The sequence below is a fragment of the Thiohalocapsa sp. ML1 genome (assembly GCF_001469165.1).
In the GTDB taxonomy this organism is placed as follows: Bacteria; Pseudomonadota; Gammaproteobacteria; order Chromatiales; family Chromatiaceae; genus Thiohalocapsa.
In genome coordinates, this window is the sequence record NZ_JABX01000033.1 from 1 (window position 1) to 18,891 (window position 18,891).

The 18,891-nt window shown below is 68.2% G+C and carries 25 protein-coding genes and 1 tRNA gene; 10 read left to right on the top strand and 16 right to left on the bottom strand.

Translation table 11 applies throughout. The features are described from left to right. Positions 1-196, top strand: a 196-nt coding sequence (locus ML01_RS18630) for a PEP-CTERM sorting domain-containing protein (protein WP_156427841.1), incomplete at its 5' end; no start/stop codon positions are given. A gap of 46 nt (positions 197-242) precedes the next feature. Here the strand turns inward: ML01_RS18630 and ML01_RS29010 are convergent. After that, complete coding sequence (locus ML01_RS29010) at positions 243-599, bottom strand: hypothetical protein (protein WP_216819228.1); 357 nt, start codon at positions 597-599, stop codon at positions 243-245. Between ML01_RS29010 and ML01_RS18635 the strand changes: the two genes are divergently transcribed. Beyond that, the gene (locus tag ML01_RS18635; RefSeq protein WP_156427843.1) at positions 571-1,092 is read left to right on the top strand and encodes a DUF6399 domain-containing protein; all 522 of its coding nucleotides are present in this window, start codon (positions 571-573) and stop codon (positions 1,090-1,092) included. The genes ML01_RS29010 and ML01_RS18635 overlap by 29 nt on opposite strands. Before the next feature lie 112 nt (positions 1,093-1,204). On the opposite strand, the gene ML01_RS18640 is transcribed toward ML01_RS18635, so the two are convergent. Then, positions 1,205-2,041 carry a Uma2 family endonuclease gene (locus tag ML01_RS18640; protein WP_058556907.1) on the bottom strand — a complete coding sequence of 279 codons (837 nt, stop codon included), beginning with the start codon at positions 2,039-2,041 and terminating at the stop codon, positions 1,205-1,207. Between the two features lie 137 nt (positions 2,042-2,178). Here ML01_RS18640 and ML01_RS18645 point away from each other — a divergent pair, with 137 nt between their 5' ends. Then, on the top strand, positions 2,179-2,379 hold the full coding sequence (locus tag ML01_RS18645) for a hypothetical protein (protein ID WP_058556908.1): 201 nt from the start codon (positions 2,179-2,181) through the stop codon (positions 2,377-2,379). Between the two features lie 277 nt (positions 2,380-2,656). Here ML01_RS18645 and ML01_RS18650 read toward each other — a convergent pair whose 3' ends face one another. From ML01_RS18650 to ML01_RS18690, 11 genes are all read right to left on the bottom strand, one after another. After that, positions 2,657-3,271, bottom strand: a complete 615-nt coding sequence (locus ML01_RS18650; RefSeq protein ID WP_058556909.1) for a 2OG-Fe(II) oxygenase — start codon at positions 3,269-3,271, stop codon at positions 2,657-2,659. Then, complete coding sequence (locus tag ML01_RS18655) at positions 3,268-4,077, bottom strand: NRDE family protein (protein ID WP_058556910.1); 810 nt, start codon at positions 4,075-4,077, stop codon at positions 3,268-3,270. The genes ML01_RS18650 and ML01_RS18655 overlap by 4 nt, the downstream gene beginning before the upstream one ends. Before the next feature lie 93 nt (positions 4,078-4,170). Further along, positions 4,171-5,127: a protein translocase subunit SecF gene (gene secF / locus ML01_RS18660; protein WP_058556911.1), complete on the bottom strand. Its 957-nt coding sequence runs from the start codon at positions 5,125-5,127 to the stop codon at positions 4,171-4,173. 12 nt (positions 5,128-5,139) lie between these two features. After that, on the bottom strand, positions 5,140-6,996 hold the full coding sequence (secD, locus tag ML01_RS18665; protein ID WP_058556912.1) for a protein translocase subunit SecD: 1,857 nt from the start codon (positions 6,994-6,996) through the stop codon (positions 5,140-5,142). A 142-nt stretch (positions 6,997-7,138) separates the two neighbouring features. Beyond that, positions 7,139-7,468 (bottom strand): preprotein translocase subunit YajC, encoded by a 330-nt coding sequence (yajC, locus tag ML01_RS18670; protein ID WP_058556913.1) that lies wholly within the window; start codon positions 7,466-7,468, stop codon positions 7,139-7,141. A gap of 337 nt (positions 7,469-7,805) precedes the next feature. After that, on the bottom strand, positions 7,806-7,949 hold the full coding sequence (locus tag ML01_RS29015) for a hypothetical protein (protein WP_156427844.1): 144 nt from the start codon (positions 7,947-7,949) through the stop codon (positions 7,806-7,808). Positions 7,950-8,093: 144 nt separating this feature from the next. After that, positions 8,094-8,534 (bottom strand): DUF29 domain-containing protein, encoded by a 441-nt coding sequence (locus tag ML01_RS18675; RefSeq protein ID WP_058556914.1) that lies wholly within the window; start codon positions 8,532-8,534, stop codon positions 8,094-8,096. A 159-nt stretch (positions 8,535-8,693) separates the two neighbouring features. After that, on the bottom strand, positions 8,694-8,912 hold the full coding sequence (locus ML01_RS27600) for a type II toxin-antitoxin system VapC family toxin (RefSeq protein ID WP_082674430.1): 219 nt from the start codon (positions 8,910-8,912) through the stop codon (positions 8,694-8,696). 143 nt (positions 8,913-9,055) lie between these two features. Continuing rightward, the gene (locus ML01_RS27605) at positions 9,056-9,235 is read right to left on the bottom strand and encodes a type II toxin-antitoxin system VapC family toxin (protein ID WP_082674431.1); all 180 of its coding nucleotides are present in this window, start codon (positions 9,233-9,235) and stop codon (positions 9,056-9,058) included. Continuing rightward, positions 9,232-9,423, bottom strand: coding sequence for a type II toxin-antitoxin system VapB family antitoxin (locus ML01_RS18685; protein WP_254045310.1), 192 nt, complete (start codon positions 9,421-9,423; stop codon positions 9,232-9,234). The genes ML01_RS27605 and ML01_RS18685 overlap by 4 nt, the downstream gene beginning before the upstream one ends. 301 nt (positions 9,424-9,724) lie before the next feature. Further along, the gene (locus tag ML01_RS18690; RefSeq protein WP_058556915.1) at positions 9,725-9,988 is read right to left on the bottom strand and encodes a hypothetical protein; all 264 of its coding nucleotides are present in this window, start codon (positions 9,986-9,988) and stop codon (positions 9,725-9,727) included. 889 nt (positions 9,989-10,877) lie between these two features. On the opposite strand from ML01_RS18690, the gene ML01_RS31440 reads away from it, so the two are divergent. From ML01_RS31440 to ML01_RS29020, 3 genes are all read left to right on the top strand, one after another. Beyond that, positions 10,878-11,141 (top strand): UPF0175 family protein, encoded by a 264-nt coding sequence (locus ML01_RS31440; protein ID WP_371258224.1) that lies wholly within the window; start codon positions 10,878-10,880, stop codon positions 11,139-11,141. 86 nt (positions 11,142-11,227) lie between these two features. Then, positions 11,228-11,641 (top strand): DUF3368 domain-containing protein, encoded by a 414-nt coding sequence (locus tag ML01_RS18695; protein ID WP_162268059.1) that lies wholly within the window; start codon positions 11,228-11,230, stop codon positions 11,639-11,641. Between the two features lie 760 nt (positions 11,642-12,401). Then, positions 12,402-13,208 carry a hypothetical protein gene (locus ML01_RS29020; protein WP_058556917.1) on the top strand — a complete coding sequence of 269 codons (807 nt, stop codon included), beginning with the start codon at positions 12,402-12,404 and terminating at the stop codon, positions 13,206-13,208. 227 nt (positions 13,209-13,435) lie between these two features. Here the strand turns inward: ML01_RS29020 and tgt are convergent, their stop codons facing one another. Together tgt and ML01_RS18710 are read right to left on the bottom strand one after the other, a co-directional pair. Continuing rightward, the gene (gene tgt / locus ML01_RS18705) at positions 13,436-14,536 is read right to left on the bottom strand and encodes a tRNA guanosine(34) transglycosylase Tgt (protein ID WP_058556918.1); all 1,101 of its coding nucleotides are present in this window, start codon (positions 14,534-14,536) and stop codon (positions 13,436-13,438) included. Then, a complete protein-coding gene (locus ML01_RS18710; protein WP_058556919.1) occupies positions 14,526-15,266 on the bottom strand; it encodes an HAD family hydrolase in 741 nt (246 codons plus the stop codon). The genes tgt and ML01_RS18710 overlap by 11 nt, the downstream gene beginning before the upstream one ends. A gap of 147 nt (positions 15,267-15,413) precedes the next feature. On the opposite strand from ML01_RS18710, the gene msrA reads away from it, so the two are divergent. Continuing rightward, positions 15,414-16,058 (top strand): peptide-methionine (S)-S-oxide reductase MsrA, encoded by a 645-nt coding sequence (msrA, locus tag ML01_RS18715; RefSeq protein WP_058556920.1) that lies wholly within the window; start codon positions 15,414-15,416, stop codon positions 16,056-16,058. Positions 16,059-16,398: 340 nt separating this feature from the next. Here the strand turns inward: msrA and queA are convergent, their stop codons facing one another. Further along, positions 16,399-17,442: a tRNA preQ1(34) S-adenosylmethionine ribosyltransferase-isomerase QueA gene (gene queA, locus ML01_RS18720; protein WP_058556956.1), complete on the bottom strand. Its 1,044-nt coding sequence runs from the start codon at positions 17,440-17,442 to the stop codon at positions 16,399-16,401. 295 nt (positions 17,443-17,737) lie between these two features. Between queA and ML01_RS18725 the strand changes: the two genes are divergently transcribed. From ML01_RS18725 to ML01_RS18735, 3 genes are all read left to right on the top strand, one after another. Beyond that, a tRNA-Leu gene (locus tag ML01_RS18725) sits at positions 17,738-17,824 on the top strand. A 65-nt stretch (positions 17,825-17,889) separates the two neighbouring features. After that, complete coding sequence (locus ML01_RS18730; RefSeq protein ID WP_058556921.1) at positions 17,890-18,306, top strand: hypothetical protein; 417 nt, start codon at positions 17,890-17,892, stop codon at positions 18,304-18,306. A gap of 31 nt (positions 18,307-18,337) precedes the next feature. Next, positions 18,338-18,775 (top strand): nuclear transport factor 2 family protein, encoded by a 438-nt coding sequence (locus ML01_RS18735; RefSeq protein WP_058556922.1) that lies wholly within the window; start codon positions 18,338-18,340, stop codon positions 18,773-18,775. The last annotated feature ends 116 nt before the right edge of the window (positions 18,776-18,891 follow it).

The window sequence follows — 18,891 nt, forward strand, 5'->3', positions numbered from 1 at the left end:
TACCTACAATAACGGCTTCTTCAGCACGTCCGGGGGCTCGACGTTCGAGACTGGCGGCAATCTTCAGTACACGTTCCAACTGACCGGCGCCGAGCCCACGCCAGCACCCGCGCCGCCCACGTTGGCCTTGCTTGCGCTCGGCGCCTTGGTCGCAGGCGTCACGCGCCGCCGGCATCGCCGCGCCGCGGCGCGCTGATCCACGCGTGAAAGGCCGGCTGCGGAGCGCTGGCTTTCCAGCCGGCTCACCGCCGACGCGGCGCACTGGGATCGCCGGCTTTCCAGCCGGCTCGCCGCCAGCGCGGCTCGATGCCGCGTCGGCGGCGTCTGCGCTGATAAGAGGGCACATGCGCGGTCGTCCGCCCGGCCGCGCGGCATGAGCAACCGCCCGGCTCCAGCGCCGCAGATCGCGCGCCGGGGGCATCGAGCCCCCGGCACGCGAAGCCGGCTGAAAGCCGGCGCTCCCAGTCCGTGCCGGCGCGGTGTCGAGCCCGCTTGTCGGGCATATCGCGCGGCGTCAGTTCCTTGGCCTTGTCCATCGCCCATTGCAGGGCTTTGCGTGCGATCGTCTCGTTGGCGACACTGACCTTCTTCTTCGCCACCATCCAGGCCAAGGTCGAGGCCTTGGGATTGGCCCCCGAGCTCGAAACGCTCGTGCACCAACAGCTCGTCCCGGCGATCTATCTGGAGCGGGTGGCGGCGCGCGGCACCCGCGCCGAGCGGCGCCACGAGCTGCACCGCCGCTCCCGCGAGCTGTCGGCGCCGTTGCGCCAGCCCGACTCGCCGCTGCAACACCTCGACGCCGAGCGGCGCCGCGAGATCGAGACCGTCGCCGCCGAGTGCGGCGACCTCTTCCAGCGCAACAGTTCCTGCGTGGAAGGGCGCAATGGCCAACTCGCCCTGCATCACCACGGCAAGCACCGCCTGAGCAACCGCAAACTCGACGTGCTCACCGCCGTGCACAACTACTTCATCCGCCGACCCGATGGCACGACCGCGGCGGAACGGGGTACGCAGGCCGGACCGTTTGCCGCGGAATTGCGTCAGGTCGGCTTAGATGCCGAACTGCTCCGGTTGGGCTACAACGGCCCATAGCAGGCGGCGGCCATCCGCACGCTGCTCGCACGGCTGGCGGCACCAGGCAGCGAGCTGACCACGCATCAATGGCTGCAGCAGCGCGGCGCCCCGGGGGAATTGGCGGTGACGTTCAGCGGCCGTCGCTGAGCTGAGCCCGCAATCGGGCCAGCTCGGCCTCGGCGGCGTCCGCACGCTGCTTCGCGAGCGCCGCGCGTTGCGTCTCTGCTTCAGCGCGTTCCCTCTCGGCGTCAGCCCGTTCCCTCTCGGCTTTAGCGCGTTCGGTCTCGGCCAGCGCGCGGGCTTGCGCGACTTCGGCGGCCTGCTCGGCGCGCTGTGCCTGGTCCAGAGCCCGCTCCTGGCGCAGCAGCAGCAGGTTGCCTTGGGCATCCATCCAGCGCAGCCAGTCCATGGTGACGCCGCGATAGTCGCCGTGCCAGAGGCCGAGATTGAGGCCCAGGCTTGGCACCGGCAGGCGACCGCCGGCGTCCGGCAGCAGCGGCAAGTACCGGGTGCCCTGGAGCAGGAAGCCGGCGCGGTCTTCGGCATTGTAGGGGTCGAACCAGTAGTAGTTCGGCACCCGCAACTGGTCGCGGTAGACCTGCTTCTTGACGCCCTTGTCGATCTGCGCAGTGCTTTCCGACAGTAATTCGATGATGACGTCGGGGGCCTTGCCCTCCTGCCAGACCACCCAGCTCTTGCGCTCGCCGGGGCGCACACCGACGGCGACGTAGACATCGGGGCCGCGGAAGTCGCGGGCACGCATGTGCTGGGTGTTGAAGTACAGGAACTGGTTGCCGTTGACAACAACGTCGTCGCGCTCGGCGGCCCAGGGCTCCAACCCTTGGAGTAGGAGGTCCATTTGCAGCAGGTGGCGTTGTGACTCCATCGGCATCCCGTCGTCGTAGGGGAGGTCGTCCTGAGTCGGGAGTCGCGGCAGCTCCTCGACCTGTTCGGCGAGGGTGGACATGGTGGTGGACGTGCCTGGTGATCCGTGGTTGCCGTAAATTATCAACCAAACCCTGGCTGTTTTCATCGCCGAGGCGCCGGGAACGCGAATGTGCCGAGACCGTCTCCGCCCTGGCTGGCGCGAGCTTCCACGAGCGCATGGCCGCGAGCCCGCTCACGGCGGCGGGGCTGCCGGAGCTAATCGCCACCGACGCGGCGGGCTATGTCGCGCTGGCGGCCGGATTGGCGCAGAACCCCCAAGCGCCTCGCCGAGCTGCGTGCGACGAGGCGGGCTTCACGGCAGCGCTGGAGGCGAGCTACCGGCAGGTCTGGCGGCCCCTGCTGCGGCGGCTTGGCTGACCGCGGGCGGATGCATCGCGCGCATTCGGCACGTCGTCGTACTCCCTACTCCGTACTCCGTACTCCGTACTTCCCACTCCGTACTTCCCACTCCGCACTCCGTACTCCGTACTTCCCACTCCGTACTCCGTACTCCGTACTCCGTACTCCGTACTTCCCACTCCGTACTTCCCACTCCGTACTTCCCACTCCGTACTTCCCACTCCGTACTTCCCACTCCGTACTTCCCACTCCGTACTTCCCACTCCGTACTTCCCACTCCGTACTCCGCACTTCTTCACGCAAACACAACCCAAGTGGTGGCGATGTACTTGACGCCCGCATCGAGCCGATTCGCCCGATGCTCATGCGTCCAAAAGGGCGGAAACAGCACGAGCTTGCCCCGCTCGGGCCGGACGCTCAAGTGCTGGTAGAGAAACTGGGTCTCGCCGCCGGGACCCGGCACGTCGTTCAGGTACCACAGGGCCACGAGCTGGCGCTGGCTCAGCTCGTGGCTGCCGCCATCCACATGCCAATGGTAGAACTGGCCCGGCAGGTAGCGCTGTACCTGGTAGCCGAGATCCTTGAATGGCCCCTTGAAGTACGGATAGGTCTCGCGAAACTCCCGCATCGCCGCCGCCAGCGACTGGAACAGCATCCGGTCGACGTCCTTCCAGTCCTCCTTGTTGCTGACGACGAGGTCCATGGTCTGCTTGATGGAGGCGTTCTCTTCCCGGAGCTGGCCGACGCGACCCGCGTACTGCTGCTCCGGGTTGGCCTCGAAGCGGCTCACCACCTCGTCGCAGAAGCTCGGCGGCAGCGCTCCGCGCCGCTCGAAGATGAAGCTGCCGGGCGCAAGCTCGCGCAGCGTCGGCAGCGGCGGGATGGGGCGGTCCGGGTCGAGCGAGGTCATGGGTATGCTCCGGCTTGGGGTGCGTCCGCGGGGCCGATGTCGACCTGCCGATACGCAACCCGGTCCGGCGGTCCGTCCGCGTGCAGGAAGAGCGGCAGCGCATCGAAGCCCGGGTAGGCTGGGATCGCGACCAGGCTGCTCGCGACGGTGCCGTAATCGGCGCCTGCGACGGCAATGCCGTCCAGGTTCATCGCCGCACGGCGCTCGGCCGGTCCTGCGGTGTCGTCGGCGCGTTGACCAAGCAGCGCGGTCCATGCTTGCCAGTCACCGCCGTCGGGCGCAAGCTCGGGCACTGCGGCAGCACGAAAGGCGGGCAGGAAGCGCGCGATGCGCGGCTCGGCCGGATCATTGAGCTCCGCCGCCGTCAGCATGTGCAGACCGGGCGGCACCGGGTGCACGCGGATCTCGCCGTCGCCACCATGGCGCAGCCAGTAGCAGTCTTTGGGGTCGGCGACGATGAGATTGAACGGCCGGTAGGCGTCCGGATGCAGGTCGGCGAGCGCCCCGGCGGCGGCGCTGGCCTCGGCATGGTCGAGCGCCTCCAGCACCAGCTCGCCGCGGCTGCGCCGGCCCGGCGCCGGCCCGAGCGTGCCGGTACGGTTCAGCACCGTCGCAACGACGCCGTGATCGTTGACGCCGAGCCAGCTACCGTCGGCCTCCAGGTCCAGCCCCGCCACCACCTCCGGCCGATCCGGCCAATGCCGCGCCGGCGGCCGCGACGGCCGCCCGCGCAGCTCGTCCCGGTTGCCCGCCAACAGCAGCGGCCAGACATGCCCGGGGCGGCGAAGGATGAGGACAGAGCACATGGGGGAGAGGTGCTAGGTGCTAGGTGCTAGGTGCTTTGGTTGACCTAGAGCACCCAGCCCCTAGCCCCTAGCCCCTAGCCCCTAGCCCCTTCTTCATGGTCTATCGTCCACCACCTCGCCCTCCTTCACCGGCGGCGGCGGCAGCAGGTCCGTCCTGCTGACACCGAGCCAGACGGCAATGGCCGTGGCGATGTAGATGGTGGAGTAGGTGCCGATGACGATGCCGATGATGAGCGCGAGCGAGAAGGACTCGATGGCCTGCCCGCCGAGGAAATACAGCGCGAGCAACACCAGCAGCGTTGTTCCGGAGGTGATGATGGTGCGCGACAGGGTCTGGTTGATGGATCGGTTCGTGATTTCCATCACCGTGCCCTTGCGCATCTTGCGGAAGTTCTCGCGGATGCGGTCGAAGATCACGATGGTGTCGTTCAGCGAATAGCCGATGACCGCGAGCACCGCGGCAAGCACGGTCAGGTCGAACTCGATCTGGAAGAGCGAGAACATGCCGACGGTAAAGAGCACGTCGTGAATCAGCGCCGCGACCGCGCCCACCGCGAAGCGCCACTCGAAACGCACGGCGACGTAGATCAGGATGCCGATGAGCGCGAACAGCACGGCGAGTCCGCCCTGCTCGCGCAGCTCCTCGCCCACCTGCGGGCCGACGAACTCCACCCGGCGCAGGTCCACCTGGCCGCTGATGGCCTCATCAAGCACGCGAAGGACCTCGTCGCTGCGCTGTGCACTGGCCGCCTCGCCCTCCGCCACCGGCGGCAGGCGGATCAGAATATCCGTGCGGGAGCCGAAGTACTGCACCACCGCCGCCGGGAAGCCGCCCTCGCCCAAGGCGTTGGTGACGGTCGCAATCTCCACCGGCTCCTCGAAGCCGAGCTCGATGACCGTGCCGCCGGTGAAGTCGAGCCCGAAATCGAAACCGCGGAAGAGGATGGAACCGAGACAAATCAGCAGCACGACGCCGGAGAGCACGGCGGCGATGTACCGCTTGCCCATGAAGTCGACATCGAGCTCCTTTAGGATCTGGACGTGGGACATGACTGAGATCCTTCAGATGGCGAGCTTTTGCACGCGGCGACCACCGTAGATCAGATTGATCAACGCGCGGGAGCCGAGAATGGCGGTGAACATGGAGGTCAGGATGCCGATGAAGAGCGTCACGGCGAAGCCCTTGATGGGCCCGGTGCCGAAGCTGAACAGCACGATGGCGGCAATGAGCGTCGTGATGTTGGCGTCCACGATGGTGGACAGAGCCTTGTCGAAACCTGCGTGGATGCTGGCCTGGGGGCTTGAGCCGTTCCTGATCTCCTCGCGGATGCGCTCGAAGATCAGCACGTTGGCGTCCACGGCCATGCCGACGGTGAGCACGATGCCGGCGATGCCGGGCATGGTGAGCGTCGCCTGCAGCATGGACAGGATGGCGACAATGAGCACCAGATTGACCACCAACACCACGTCCGCGATTAAGCCGAAGATGCGGTAGTAAAGCGCCATGAAGACCACGACCAGCGCCAAGCCGATCACGACGGAGCGAAAACCCTGGTCGATGTTGTCCTGCCCCAGGCTCGGGCCGATGGTGCGCTCCTCGACGATCTCGATGGGCGCCGCCAGCGCGCCGGCGCGCAGCAGCAGCGCCAGGTTGTGCGCCTCCTGGGAGCTGTCGAGACCGGTGGTCTGGAAGCGCCGGCCGAAGGGCTCCAGGATGTTGGCGATGCTGATGACCTCCTCGGTCCGCGCCCGTTCCTTGACGGGCTCGCCGTCCACCATGCGGGTCACGGTGCGGCTCTCGATGAACACCACGGCCATGGGTTTGCCGACGTTCTCGGTGGTGACGTTGCGCATGCGCCGGGCGCCCTGGCCATCCAGATTCACGAACACGGCAGGCGAGCCGGACTGCTGGTCGAAACCGGCGGAGGCGTCGGTAATCTGGTCGCCGGTCACGATGACGCGTCGGCTGAGCAGCACGGGCCGGCCGTCGCGTTCCCGATAGAGCGCGGAGCCCACCGGCACACGGCCGTCGAGGGCATCCTGCACGTCGTGCTCGGTGTCGACGAGCCGATACTCCAGCGTCGCCGTGGCGCCGAGCAGCTCCTTGAGCCGGCCCGGGTCCTGCGCGCCGGGAAGCTGCACGATGATGCGCCGGTCGCCCTGGCGGGCGATGATCGGCTCGGCCACGCCGAGCGCGTTGACGCGGTTACGCAGCGTCGTGATGTTCTGCTCCAGCGCGAAGTCCTTCACCTGCTCCTGGATCGCGGGCGGCAACGATGCGTAGGCGAAGAAACTGCCGCCATCCTGCCCAGCCTCGACGGTCAGGTCGCGAAACTCCCGGCGCATGATCTTCTGTGCCTCATCCCGCGCCGCTTGCTCCTTGAAGCGCACGGCGATGCGCCCGCCATCGCGGGTGATGGTGAGGTAGCGAATCTTCTCCTTGCGCAGCTCCGTGCGGATGTCGCCGGCGTAGCGCTCCAGCGACTGGCTCACGGCCGCGTCCATGTCCACGTCGATGAGCACATGAATGCCGCCACGCAGATCAAGGCCGAGGAACATCGGCTGCGCGCCGAGGGCCGAAAGCCAGCCGGGCAGGTCCGGCGACGTGGTCAGCGCGCTGTTGAAGCGGTCGGCCAGCGCCTGCTCCATCACCTCCCGACCGCGCAGTTGCTCGCTCGGGAGCGTGAAGCGCACCAAGAGCTTCTCGCCCTCCAGGGACTCGATGTCCTTCACCGGCACATCGGCGTTCTTCATTGCCGCGGCGATCTCCGGCGCGCTCGCCTCGGTGACCGGGTTGTTGCGCGTGCCGGACACCTCGATGGACGGGTCCTGCGAGAACAGATTCGGCAGCGCGAACAGGAGCCCGCCCAGCACCACGGCCAGGATTAGCAGGTTCTTCCAGAGCGGATAGCGGTTCATCGTTGAGGCTTCTTCGGGGCTTCCATGGAAAGGGAGGACGGTGGCGAGCGCAGGCGTGGCGGCGCGCCGGGCGTCATGCACCCGGCCGTGGCGCAGGCGCCGTCAGGGGGCCGTCACCGAGGCAGAGGCGAGGCGGCGGCGCTCATAGCTCCTTGAGCTGACCCTTTGGCAGCAGGACCTCGACGGCGGAGCGGCGGACCTTGATGCGCACATTATCGGCGACCTCGAGCTGCGCGAAGTTCTCGCCCAGCTCCACGATGCGCCCGGCCACACCGCCCATGGTGATGACCTCGTCGCCCTTCGTGAGGCCTTCCACGAGCTTCTGGTGCGCCTTCTGGCGCTTGATCTGCGGGCGGATCATCAAGAAGTAGAGAATGACGATGAGGCCGATGGGGAACAGCAGCCCCAGCAGCGGATCACCGGCGGGCGCGCCCCCGCCCTGGGCCATGGCGTCGGAGATGAAAAAGCTCATGATATCTTCCTCGGTTACCGCGCACAGCGCGGCTCAGCGGCAAATCGAGCCGCGCATTATCGCATAACCGGCGGCGGCGCCACTGCGGTCGGTGGCGAAGCCGTGGATCGATCCAGGGGCGCGGCGCGCACGCGCCCGAGCTCGCGCAGCGCATCACCGCGATAGGCGTGCCGCAGGGCGGTGTCTTGCGTTTGGACTTGGACATCGGGTTGTCAGGGTCTCGAACAGGGCGCCTGTCAAACCGCCAGGCCCCCACCGCGCAGGTCGCCCCGGCGGCTCGATGGCGACCGTTCAACCCATGGCGCTGCACCGATCGGCGCAACGACCGGCGGCACCTTCAAGGTGTCGTCTCCTCGGTTGGCAGCTCGTCCCCGACCCGCGGCGGCTCGCCCCCGGCCTTGGCCAGGATGCGGTCGAAGTCGGCGAGGTCGGCACGCGCCGCACGCTCGCGGAAATAGGCCTTGGTCCGCAACGCTGCCATCTTCTCCAGCGCGCCGTGGTGGTCCGGGGCGCCTCCAGCACCCCTTGCGCAGCACTCGCCGCGGCGGCCGCGTCGCCCGCGTGGAGACTGGCGAAGCCGCGCTCCAGCACTCGGCGTGGGTCCGCCGGCGCAGGCCGACCTGCATCAATCGGCAGCATCGGGCAGCCAGTCCTCGTTCAGCACGTCGTCGATGGAAAACGGGCAATGCTCGGGGAACCGCTCCGGCGGCAACCCCGTTTGCCTTGCGGCGGCACGCCGCGCCTTGTGGTAACAGACAGCAAGCTGCTCCGCGGGGTAGCCGCGGAGGCTCGGGCTGTCTTCCAGGGCGAGCTGCAACTGCAGACGGGCGTCGGCGATGGAGTCGAGCCAGCTATCGGACCGCCGCTGCGGCTGAAAACGCCACTTCAGCAAGTGGAGCAAGAGCCGCGTGAGCTGACTCGAGACACCGCGCCGCTCGCTCTTGCTCAAGTCTTCCACCTCCTCGGCCAACTGCTCGGCGTCCAGCTCGTCCCAGCGATGCTCGCGGAGCAGCCGCGCGGTGCGCGCCAGCCAGGCGTGGAAATCGGGGGGATGCTCGACGTTCATGGTCTTCGCCTCGGTGGGTAAGACGGTCCCACGGACCATAACGCCGGGGCCGACAGCCGACAAGGCGCCTTACCCACGTCGGGGGTCCATCGGGGCCCGCGGGCCGGACCGGTTCGCCCCGCCATCGCCGATGCGGTCGCCGAGAGCGCAGGCTGCCGCTCAGTCGTCCGAGCACGGCACCCCGACGATGTCGGTACGGGAAAAATCGTCGCCTTTGAACAGCAGGGGCAGACCGCGCACCTTGGCCAGGGCATAGCTGAACACATCGCCGAAATTCAGCCCGGCCGGGCGCCCGCTGCCTTTGCCGTAGGCGACGAAGGCGGCGAACGGCCATGGCGACCAGCGCCACCCCGGAGGATGAAAGGCGCTGCTCGCCATGGCCGTTTCCCTCACCCCGGCCCTTTCCCAGTGGGAGAAGGCGACTACGGCGCGCGCTGCGCGCGACTTTCATGGTAACGCGGCATCGGCTTCCGCCGCTCCGGGCGGCACGATCTCGAAGACCGGCAGCCGCAGCAGATCGTTCAGCAGCACGCCTGCGCGCTCGCCGCGGCGACCGTGCGGGTCTCGACTGCCGAGACGCTGCTGAGCAGAACCTTGTCGGCCTCTTGTATGGTCCGGACGAAGGCTTGGCGCTCTGGCTCGGCAAAGACGATCGCAACCAGCGCCGAGGTATCGGCGACGATGACGCCGGCGGCGCTCACCGGGGCAGGCCCTGACGATCCCAATCCAATGGATCGAAGGCGTCGGCGCGCTCGGGGATGCGGTGGATCTGATCGAGCAGGGCTGTCATCCGGGCGGCCGAGCTCGCCGGCGCGACGGTCTCGGCGAGTAAACGGTCGACGGCGCGCTCGACAGTGGCCGTCTTGGACAGACCGGTCAGCTTCGCCAACTACTCCACCTTCTGGACGACGGTCGGGTTTGCGATCTGAATCGGCATCTGAGCGCCCGGATGTTGAGATCAATGCACTCAACATACAGCCGCGAAGCGGGGTGGGCAATCGGCGATGATCGGGGCTGTAGGGTGGGCACAGCGCCCGTGGGCGCATCGACGAGCGCTCGTCAGTGATGGAGCGACGGACACGCAGCGCGTTTGCCCATCCTCGATTGCGCGACGTTAAAGGGGCAGAACGCCCCTGCCCGATGGCCGGCGAGACGCCGGCAGTCTCGGGGAGCAGCCCCCCGACGACCGTTCAGCCGCGGCGGCGCCGGCGCACCACCGCCAGGCCGAACAGCCTGGCGCCCATCAGCCAGAGCGCGCCGGACACCGGCACGGTCTGCGGTCGGCGCGGCCAGTTGACGATGTTGGCGGTGTCGATGCTGCCGCCGCCGACAGCCGCGAGCAGGCCGGCGTCGGCCAGGGTCTGCAGGTTGGCGAAGGCGTCGGCATTCGCAACGGCCTCGGCGACGTTGGGATAGGGCGTGAACTCGGCCAGAGGCGGACACCCAGCGGACACCCTGACAGGGATTGCACCGACCCACTGTTGGCGACAGCGTCCGCAAGCTGCGCTTGCAGCGTCTCCGCCAAGCTCCGCGGGAGCGCTTCCACCGCCTCGCGGCGCTGCGGTCGCGGGCAAAGAGACCTCGGCACCTTCGCAGGCCGAGGCGCAGGCGCCTTGGCACGCCGGCGCACCGGCACCAGACGCCCAAGGGCCGACGACAGCTACGCTAAGCTTACGCCAGTGCAACCCAGATCTCGCGAAGCTCGACCGCGGCGGCTCCCCAGCCACTCACCAGCGGATTGCCAAGGCACCAAAAGCAGCACGCGTTCCGGCCGGGAGTGCTTGACCCCGCCGAAACGAACCAGCAGCGCGCGGGCCATCAGGCCGCCCGCAGCAGAAACTCCACCCTCCGTCTGGTGACACCGCTCCAGCGGTGTCACCCGTCTGGCGGCGCTCCGCGCCGAGACCGGCCGGGCCGGTGCCACGCGTGCGGATGCGGCGCGGCGGTTTGTTTCCCGGGGCGCGGAGCGCCGGGAGCGCCGTGACACCGCTGGAGCGGTGTCACGAGTAGAATTTTCAATCAACGGCTTATGACCAAGACCCGCGCCCAAGCCGAGCGCCGGCACGCGCCCACGGCACCGTAAGGCATTCCGACAGCCGGCCTTGCCCTCCGCCGCGACCGCGCCGATCACCCCGCCTGGAGCCGCCACGCTGCCGGGGTTATGCTCTGGCCGCGCCAACCTCCCGCGGACCGACCCGCTCGCCGGATTCCGCCAGAGCCGGACACCCTCCCGGGGTTTGCATCGACCCACTGTTGGCGATAGCGTGTGGACTACGCACCGTAGACTAAGCTTGAGAGGGACACCATGCACGCGGTGAACGTTCGCGGTCTGAAACGCAATCCATCCGCCGCGCTCCGGCAAGCCGAAGACGCACCCGTCCTGGTACTGAAGGGGGACCAGCCCCACGCGCTCCTGGTCTACCTGGATGCAGACACCTTGGGCGGCGATCATGGCGTGCGCCCGCCCTCGCCGCCGCCTTGTTCAAGGACGGCGTGCTCTCGCTGGGGGCCGCGGCGCGGGTCAGCGATCTCGCCTTGCAGGACTTTCTCGCTTACCTGACCGACCTCGGCATCGATGTCGTGCAAGCGGATGAGACGACGGATTAAGAGGTCGACGCACTCGATCCATGGCTCGCGTCGTAATCGCCGACGCGGGTCCGCTGATCGCGTTCGCATCCGCGGAGCTGCTGTCGTTGCTGCAAGCCCTGTTCGGGCAGGTCGCCATCACCGAGGCGGTCCGGGCCGAATGCGCGGCGAAGCTGGGCAAGGACGCGCAAGCCATTGTCGACGCCATCGCGGCAGGCTGGATGGAGGTCCGCTCCGCCCGCGCCTTCGGTACCCAGACGCTGTCGCCGAGCCTCGGCGCCGGCGAGTCTGCATCCATCCGACTGGCACTCGAGCAGCCGCGCGACAGCCTGCTGATCCTGGACGACCGCATCGCCCGACGTTACGCCCTCAAGGCCGGACTCGCGGTGGTCGGTACTGTCCGCCTCCTCGACATCGCGCAGCGGCGCGGGCTGATCGATGAGGCGGCAGCGGTGATCGAGCGGATGCCGGACATGGGCTATCGCATTTCCGCGCTGTTGCTCGCGCACATCCGCACGTGACCGCGACGCGCCGTGCGTACATGCTCCGCAGACCCAGCAAGAGCCCGCCGGCGGGTGGAGCACGGGCGGCGGAACGCGCCTGAGCCCGGCGGCCGGCGGGCCGCCGACGCGCCGGGTGCAGGCGCGCAACGACCGGTCAGCCGCGGGGGCGCCGGCGCACCGCGGCCAGACCGAACAACCCGGCACCCGTCAGCCAGAGCGCGCCGGGCACCCGCGGACGTGGCATCGAAACGGCGGCCGAGCCGCTGAATGGTCGCCGCCGAGGCGACAGTCAGCGACCGGCGCCGCAGCAACGCACCCGTGTAGCCGCTGTGCTCACGATGCCGCTGCCGCCTGCCGGGTTCCTCCGGCACCGAGCGGCGCTTGAGCCCTTGCCGCGGTCCCCGCGTGATTGCCACCGCAGAGAAGGAGCGTGCCGGCCGCCCTCGTGGGCGCTGCAGCGTGATCACGCGGATGTGCTCAGCCTAGCGTGCAAGTCGGAAACTGCAAGGCGGCGTGCTCGCTGCCCCAACTGCCGCGCGGACATGCGCATCATCACTTTCGTGACCCGGGCCGCCTCGGTGCAGCACATCCTTGCCCAAGGGCGTCCGGCCGGGGCTGGTCTTGCGGTCCTTGCGGGGTCGGGCCAGCATGGCCCGACTGCACCGGGCGCCGCTGCCTCGACCGGCGGTATGATCAAGACCGCGAAGGGATCAGCCAACGCGGCAAACATGCTGTTGTGTTCATTCTCCAAACCCGGTGCGCCGGGGAGGGTACACCGTTGTCGATCGATCTCGTGTCGAATTACTCGGCCCTGCGCTCCGATCCGCCTGCGAGCGGTGCGCCCATCCCGGGCAGCGGTCCGTTGCGGCACACCGTGGTGCTGTTCGGCGGCTGGGGTGGTGAATGGGCCGGCGGCGATCCGCTGCCGCAGCAATCCGCATCCGGCACCGGCCGTGTGGCGGAGCGGGTACGCCAAGTAGGGCGCAACCAGCGCATGCTCGGTGCCGATCTGCTGGTGCGTGCCTACCACGGCTCGCTCGTGTTTACCTCAGGCGCAACGAGCGCCGATCGGGACATCGCCTCCCGTTTCGACCCGCGTGCGCAGCTGATCGTTTACGGCTACAGTGCAGGCGTATCTGAGGCGCTGTCGCTTGCCTGGAGCCTGTGGCAGAACCGGACCTTCTACGACACCGGCACGGGTCGGTTTCGGGGCAGTTTCAGCGGCGGCCCCTCGGCGACGGCGGGCTACGTGCGCATCGACCGGCTGATCACGGTGGACGGAGCAGCCGGACACTTCTCAAGCCAGATGTTCCGACGCATCCCGCCGAACGTGCGTCGCAACCTCAACCTTTACCAACTTCATCCTTCGCCCATAGGCTCCCACGGCGGTCCCAACGAGGCTCACAACAGGCGCGCTACGGACGTCGTCAACCGCGATCTGAGCAGCTTGTATACCCGGAACCCGGGCGACGCCCACTCCAGCATCGATGAGGACACGACGCTGGAGGTCTTGGAAACCATCTGCAGTGCCATCGGTTGCCAGGCCCTGCCGCGGGTGCTTCCGCAGGGATTGGCTGTAGGCTGAGAGAAGCCCGCGTTGATGGGGTAACGAAACGGGCCATGCGCCGCTGCAGCTCGCGGATGTGCTGCTGCACGCTCGCGCAGCTCGATCTCATACACGGCCGCCGGCTTGCCGAGGCTCTGCTCGACCAGCCAGTCGGCCATGTTGGTCTTGATGAAGTCGATGTCTTCTCGGGTCAGGGTCCTCGGGTCAGGGTCATCGCGCGCTCCTGCGGGTCCACGGCACCTAGTCTAGCGCAGGCACCCGGCTCGCGATCCCGGCAGGTCCGCGGAGCCCAAGGTGCCGGATGCGATGGCGTCGCGCAGCCGCCGCATCAGGTCTTGATAGAAGGCGAGGTTGTGGATGGTATTGAGCCTGGAGCCCAGGATCTCTTTGCACTTGTCGAGATGATGCAGGTAGGCGCGGCTGTAGTTGCGGCACGTGTAGCAGGCGCAGGCAGGGTCGAGCGGGCCGGTGTCGTTGCGGTGCGCGGCGTTCCTAATGCGCACCGTACCCTGGCTGGTGAACAGCCAGCCATTGCGGGCGTGGCGGGTCGGCATGACGCAGTCGAACATGTCGATGCCGCGCTCGACGGCCTTGACGATGTCCGCCGGTGTGCCGACGCCCATCAGGTACCTCGGACGCTCCGCAGGCAAGCCGTCCGCCAGGTGGTCTAGCACCCGGAGCCGGTCTGCCTCGGGCTCGCCGACGGAAAGCCCGCCGACGGCGTAGCCGTCGAAGCCGATCTCCACCAGCCCGTCCAGGGAGCGGGTCCGCAGCTCCGGGTGCATGCCGCCCTGCACGATGCCGAACAGCGCGGACGGGTTGTCGCCGTGCGCCAGCTTGCTCCGCGCGGCCCAGCGCAGCGACAGCTCCATGGACGTGCGCGCCATGTCCTCGTCGGCGGGATACGGCGTGCATTCGTCGAAGATCATGACGATGTCGGAGCCGAGCGCGCGCTGCACCGCCATGGACTCCTCCGGTCCCATGAACACCGGGCTGCCGTCCACCGGCGAGCGAAAGTGCACGCCCTGCTCGGTGATCTTGCGCAAATCGCCCAAGCTGAACACCTGAAAGCCGCCGGAGTCGGTCAGGATCGGCCGTTCCCAGTGCATGAAGCCGTGCAGGCCGCCGTGGGCCTCGATGACGGCGGTGCCGGGCCGGCCCAATAGGTGGAAGGTGTTGCCGAGCACGATCTCGGCGCCGATGGATTCCAGCTCCTCCGGCGTCATGGCCTTGACGGTGCCGTAGGTGCCGACGGGCATGAAGGCCGGCGTCTCCACCGTGCCGCGGGCGAAGGTCAGGCGGCCACGGCGGGCGTGGCCGTCGGTGGCGAGCAGATCAAAGCGCATCGGCGGCTCCGGGGCCGGCGTCGAGCCAACGCACAAGGCCATGCAGATCGCGCACTTCGAGCAGCGGGGGCGGGAGATCCTCGGGCCAGGCCTGGTCGGTGCGGTTCACCCACACCGCCGCGATGCCGAGCCCGCGCGCGGCATGCACGTCGCGCACCGGATCATCGCCCACGTGCAGGGTCGCGTCGGGACCGACACCCGCCCAGTCCATGGCCAGGCGGAAGATGGCGGGGTCCGGCTTCGCGGCGCCGGCCTCGACGGCGGTCAGCGCCCGGTGGAAGGCGTTCCCCAGCGGCGTCTCGGCAAGCTCGGCGTTGCCGTTGGTCACGGCGATGAGGCAATGGCGCTCCCGCAGCCGGGCCAGCACGGGTGCCGCATCCGCATAGGGCTCGACTTGGTTGCGATGGCGGCGGAAATGGTCCATCGCCGCATCGGCGAGCGCGACGTCGTACCGATGCTCTGCCAGCAGCGCCCGCAGCGACAGCAGGCGCACGGCCGTGACGTCGTGCGCGATCTCCGGTCGCGCGGCCATCAGCGCTTGGCGGTGGGCACGCAGCGCCGCGGCATCGAAGCGCTCGATGAGCCGCGGCGCCTGTTCCGCCAGCCAGGCGATGAGCGCCGCTTCCGCGGCCTGGATGGCCGGCGCGCAGGGCCACAGCGTGTCGTCGAGATCGATGGTGATGAGCCGCGGCGCTCCGGGCGCGGGGGCGGCGGCGGCGGGAGCTGGCATGGGCGGCGCTTGCCTTGGGATGCGAGGGACGGCGCCCAATTCTGCACGCGAGCAGAGGTCGGCGAAAGCGCCAAGGCCAGCTTCCGGCCAACGGCAACCCGCGGCGCGCCTCAACCGAACGCCAGCGCCTATCATCGGAGACAGATCATGTTCATGTTCCGCAGCAAGACCGAGATGCCGAACGCCGACAAGGCGTTGCCCGGCCGCGACACGCCGATGCCGATCACCAACCGGCATTTCGTCAACGGCAATCCGATTCGGCCGCCGTTCCCCGACGGCACGGCGCTCGCGCTGTTCGGCATGGGCTGCTTCTGGGGCGCGGAGCGGATGTTCTGGCAGTTGCCGGGCGTCTACAGCACCGCCGTGGGCTATGCCGGCGGCTTCACGCCAAACCCGTCCTATGACGAAGTCTGCTCGGGCATGACCGGCCACAACGAGGTGGTAAGGCTGGCCTACGACCCGGCGGTCGTCGACTATGAGCATCTGCTGGCCACCTTCTGGCAAGGGCACGACCCGACCCAGGGCATGCGCCAGGGCAACGATACGGGCACGCAGTATCGCTCCGGCATCTACTGCGCCGACGAGGCACAGCTCGCCGCCGCCCACGAGAGCCGTGCACGCTATCAGCAGGCCCTGGCGCAGGCGGGTCACGGCACCGCCATCACCACCGAGATCCTGCCCGCGCCGCCGTTCTACTACGCCGAGGAGTATCACCAGCAGTACCTCGCCAAAAACCCGGGCGGCTACTGCGGGCATGGGGGCTGCGGGGTTCGCTACCCGGCCGCGGCCTGAGCCCGGCCGCCGACGCCGGACACGGGCGCCGTTGCGCTTCGTCATTGATGTCCGGTCAATAGATCGACAGCCTTTGCGCAACCCTTGTCAACATCTGGACAACCCGCATGAATGTCCGCCCAGACCCGACAGCGACCGCCTTCACACCGGCAGCACGGGTTGACAAGTCCATCGGTATTTAAGAAACTGTTGATGTACTGAAGATTTGCAGTTCTTCAGTGCACTCCTCCATCCTCCTTTGGTGGTAATTTTGAAGCGCGGCGCCAGCCGCGCTTTTTTTTTGCTCTTTCATCAACGGCTTTTGTCACCGCGCGTGGTCCGGCGACAGACTTGAGCCGAGTCAGCCCTGCGCCTCGCCCGCGTCCCGCCGGGTCAGGAACATCGCATCGCCGTAAGAAAAAAAGCGATAGCGCGCTTCCACCGCGTGTCGATAGGCCGCCATCACCGGCGCGTAGCCGGCGAAGGCGGACACCAGCATCAGCAGCGTCGACTCCGGCAGATGGAAATTCGTCAGCAGCGCCTCGACGACGCGAAAGCGATAGCCCGGACGGATGAACAGCCTGCTGTCGCCGCGATAGGGCTGGAGTTGGCCCGACGCGGCGGCGGTCTCGAGGCTCCGCACCGTCGTCGTGCCCACCGCCACGACCCGTCCGCCGCGCGAACGGGCCGCGGCGACCTGTGCGCAGACCTCCTCGCTCACCTCCAGCCACTCGGCATGCATCAGATGCTTGTCGAGATCGTCCTCGCGCACGGGCTGGAAGGTGCCGGCGCCGACGTGCAGGGTCACGTGCGCGCGCGCGACCCCCATGCGCTGCAGGCGCTCCATCATGGCGCTGTCGAAGTGCAAACCGGCCGTCGGTGCCGCAACGGCGCCATCGCGGCGGCTGTAGACGGTCTGATAGCGCTCGCGATCCGCTGCGTCGTCCGCGCGGTCGATGTACGGCGGCAGCGGCATGTGTCCGTGGCGCCGCATGAGCTCGGCGAGCTCCACCGTCTCGCTTGAGAGCTCAAACAGCCCCTCGCTGCGACCGACCACCAGCAGCGACTCGCCATCCGGCAAGCGCAGCCGCGTGCCGGGCCGCGGCGCCTTGCTCGCCCGCACGTGCGCGACGACCCGCGTCGGCGCGAGCACCCGCTCCACCAGGATCTCCACCCGCCCGCCCGTGTCCTTGTGCGCAAAGAGCCGCGCCGGCAGGACGCGGGTGTCGTTGAAGACGACCAAGTCCTCCGCGCGCAGCAGCGCCGGCAGGTCCGTAAAGAGCCGGTCTTGGTGTTCGCCGCTCGGGCCGTCGAGCACCAAGAGCCGGCTGGCGCTGCGCTCCGGCAACGGGCGCTGTGCGATGAGCTCGGCGGGCAGGTCGAAATGGAAGTCGCTGCGTTGCATGATCGTAGATTGCTTGACGGCGCCGAATGTTTGCAGATGAATCGAGTTTCGACGGGCGTCGGACTGGCGAGGCGCGTCGGGATTGGGATTGGGATCGGGATCGGGATCGCGATCGGGATCGGGATCGGGATCGGGATCGAAATCGAAATCGAAATCGAACCACATGCCAACCGATCCCGATCCCGATAGCGATTTCGATAGCGATGAGCGCCACGCGTCGGTGGAGGTGAAGCTGAGGTGAAGCCTCGCTAGATTGCTTGCGCGCCGTCGGGCGCGCTATTATGTGCCGTTTAGCGCCGGGGTGGCGGAATTGGTAGACGCAGTGGACTCAAAATCCACCGGTGGTAACACCTTACGAGTTCGAGTCTCGTCCCCGGTACCATTTCGACGGCAACCTGCAAGCGTTGCGGCTCGCCGGCGCCAGCCGAGTCCGAGTCCGCGTCCGCAATGAAACAGCAGGCACTCGAAGACCCGACGCTCGCCCCCTACACACGGGCAGTGCTCGGCCGGATCGATCCGGACGTCCTGGCGTCGCTGACGGAGCATCAGTTTCGCAGCATCCGCGATGCCATTGACCTGAGCCGCCCCATCAGACGGCACAGCATCGATTTCCGCGGTGTCGTGCCCTTGGGCTTCGCGCGCTGGTACTTCGTGCTGCTCGCGGGTCGTGACCGCCGCGGCGACACCCGCACCGAGGAGGCTCGCCTCAGGCAACGGCTCCAGAGCGCCTTGGGCACGCTGCTGTTCATCGGCGCCCTGCTGATCCCGCTGGCGGCGCTGCTGCTGCTGTTCGGCTACGCGCTGAAGAGCTTCATGGGCGTGGACATCATCACCGACGCCCACCTCATCGACATGGTGCGCTGAGGTCCAACGGCACCGCCTCCCGGAGCGAGTCATGTCCGCCAGCTTGAAGACACCTGAAGCGGCGGAGCACGCCTTCTATCTGGCCTTTGCGAACACCGATCTCGGTGCCATGGCCCGGGTCTGGGACGCCGACGACGTGCGCTGCATCCACCCCGGCGGCGATGTGCTGACGGGCGCCGCGGCCGTGCTCGAGAGTTGGCGCGAGATCTTCGCCGGTGCGGCGGCCCCCACGGTGCGCCACCGTCTGCTGCACCACGCCGACGCGGGCGCCATCAGCATCCACCTCGTGGAAGAGCGCATTGGCCCGCCGGGCGCCGATGCCGCGGGATTGACGCGGGTGCTGGCAACCAATGTCTATCGGCACACGGCCAGGGGCTGGCGGATGGTGCTGCACCACGCCACGTTGCCGCTGGTGGAGGAGCAGCCCGACGCCCCACGAGGCGACGAGCACCATCGACTGCTGCACTGAGGGGCTCCGGCACTCGATTGCTTGACGGCGCCGACTATTTGCAGGCGCGTCCAGTTTCACGTCGACACGGCGCTTGCAGGCAAACGGGCCAAGGGCCAAGGGAGCCCTCCTCGGCC

What these genes read in the sequence shown, in the direction of transcription:
- ML01_RS18640 (WP_058556907.1), bottom strand. Translation starts at nt 2,041, where the DNA reads ATGTCCACCCTCGCCGAACAGGTCGAGGAGCTGCCGCGACTCCCGACT.
- ML01_RS18645 (WP_058556908.1), top strand. Translation starts at nt 2,179, where the DNA reads ATGGCCGCGAGCCCGCTCACGGCGGCGGGGCTGCCGGAGCTAATCGCC.
- ML01_RS18650 (WP_058556909.1), bottom strand. Translation starts at nt 3,271, where the DNA reads ATGACCTCGCTCGACCCGGACCGCCCCATCCCGCCGCTGCCGACGCTG.
- ML01_RS18655 (WP_058556910.1), bottom strand. Translation starts at nt 4,077, where the DNA reads ATGTGCTCTGTCCTCATCCTTCGCCGCCCCGGGCATGTCTGGCCGCTG.
- secF (WP_058556911.1), bottom strand. Translation starts at nt 5,127, where the DNA reads ATGTCCCACGTCCAGATCCTAAAGGAGCTCGATGTCGACTTCATGGGC.
- secD (WP_058556912.1), bottom strand. Translation starts at nt 6,996, where the DNA reads ATGAACCGCTATCCGCTCTGGAAGAACCTGCTAATCCTGGCCGTGGTG.
- yajC (WP_058556913.1), bottom strand. Translation starts at nt 7,468, where the DNA reads ATGAGCTTTTTCATCTCCGACGCCATGGCCCAGGGCGGGGGCGCGCCC.
- ML01_RS29015 (WP_156427844.1), bottom strand. Translation starts at nt 7,949, where the DNA reads ATGGCAGCGTTGCGGACCAAGGCCTATTTCCGCGAGCGTGCGGCGCGT.
- ML01_RS18675 (WP_058556914.1), bottom strand. Translation starts at nt 8,534, where the DNA reads ATGAACGTCGAGCATCCCCCCGATTTCCACGCCTGGCTGGCGCGCACC.
- ML01_RS27600 (WP_082674430.1), bottom strand. Translation starts at nt 8,912, where the DNA reads ATGGCGAGCAGCGCCTTTCATCCTCCGGGGTGGCGCTGGTCGCCATGG.
- tgt (WP_058556918.1), bottom strand. Translation starts at nt 14,536, where the DNA reads ATGCGCTTTGATCTGCTCGCCACCGACGGCCACGCCCGCCGTGGCCGC.
- ML01_RS18710 (WP_058556919.1), bottom strand. Translation starts at nt 15,266, where the DNA reads ATGCCAGCTCCCGCCGCCGCCGCCCCCGCGCCCGGAGCGCCGCGGCTC.
- msrA (WP_058556920.1), top strand. Translation starts at nt 15,414, where the DNA reads ATGTTCATGTTCCGCAGCAAGACCGAGATGCCGAACGCCGACAAGGCG.
- queA (WP_058556956.1), bottom strand. Translation starts at nt 17,442, where the DNA reads ATGCAACGCAGCGACTTCCATTTCGACCTGCCCGCCGAGCTCATCGCA.
- ML01_RS18730 (WP_058556921.1), top strand. Translation starts at nt 17,890, where the DNA reads ATGAAACAGCAGGCACTCGAAGACCCGACGCTCGCCCCCTACACACGG.
- ML01_RS18735 (WP_058556922.1), top strand. Translation starts at nt 18,338, where the DNA reads ATGTCCGCCAGCTTGAAGACACCTGAAGCGGCGGAGCACGCCTTCTAT.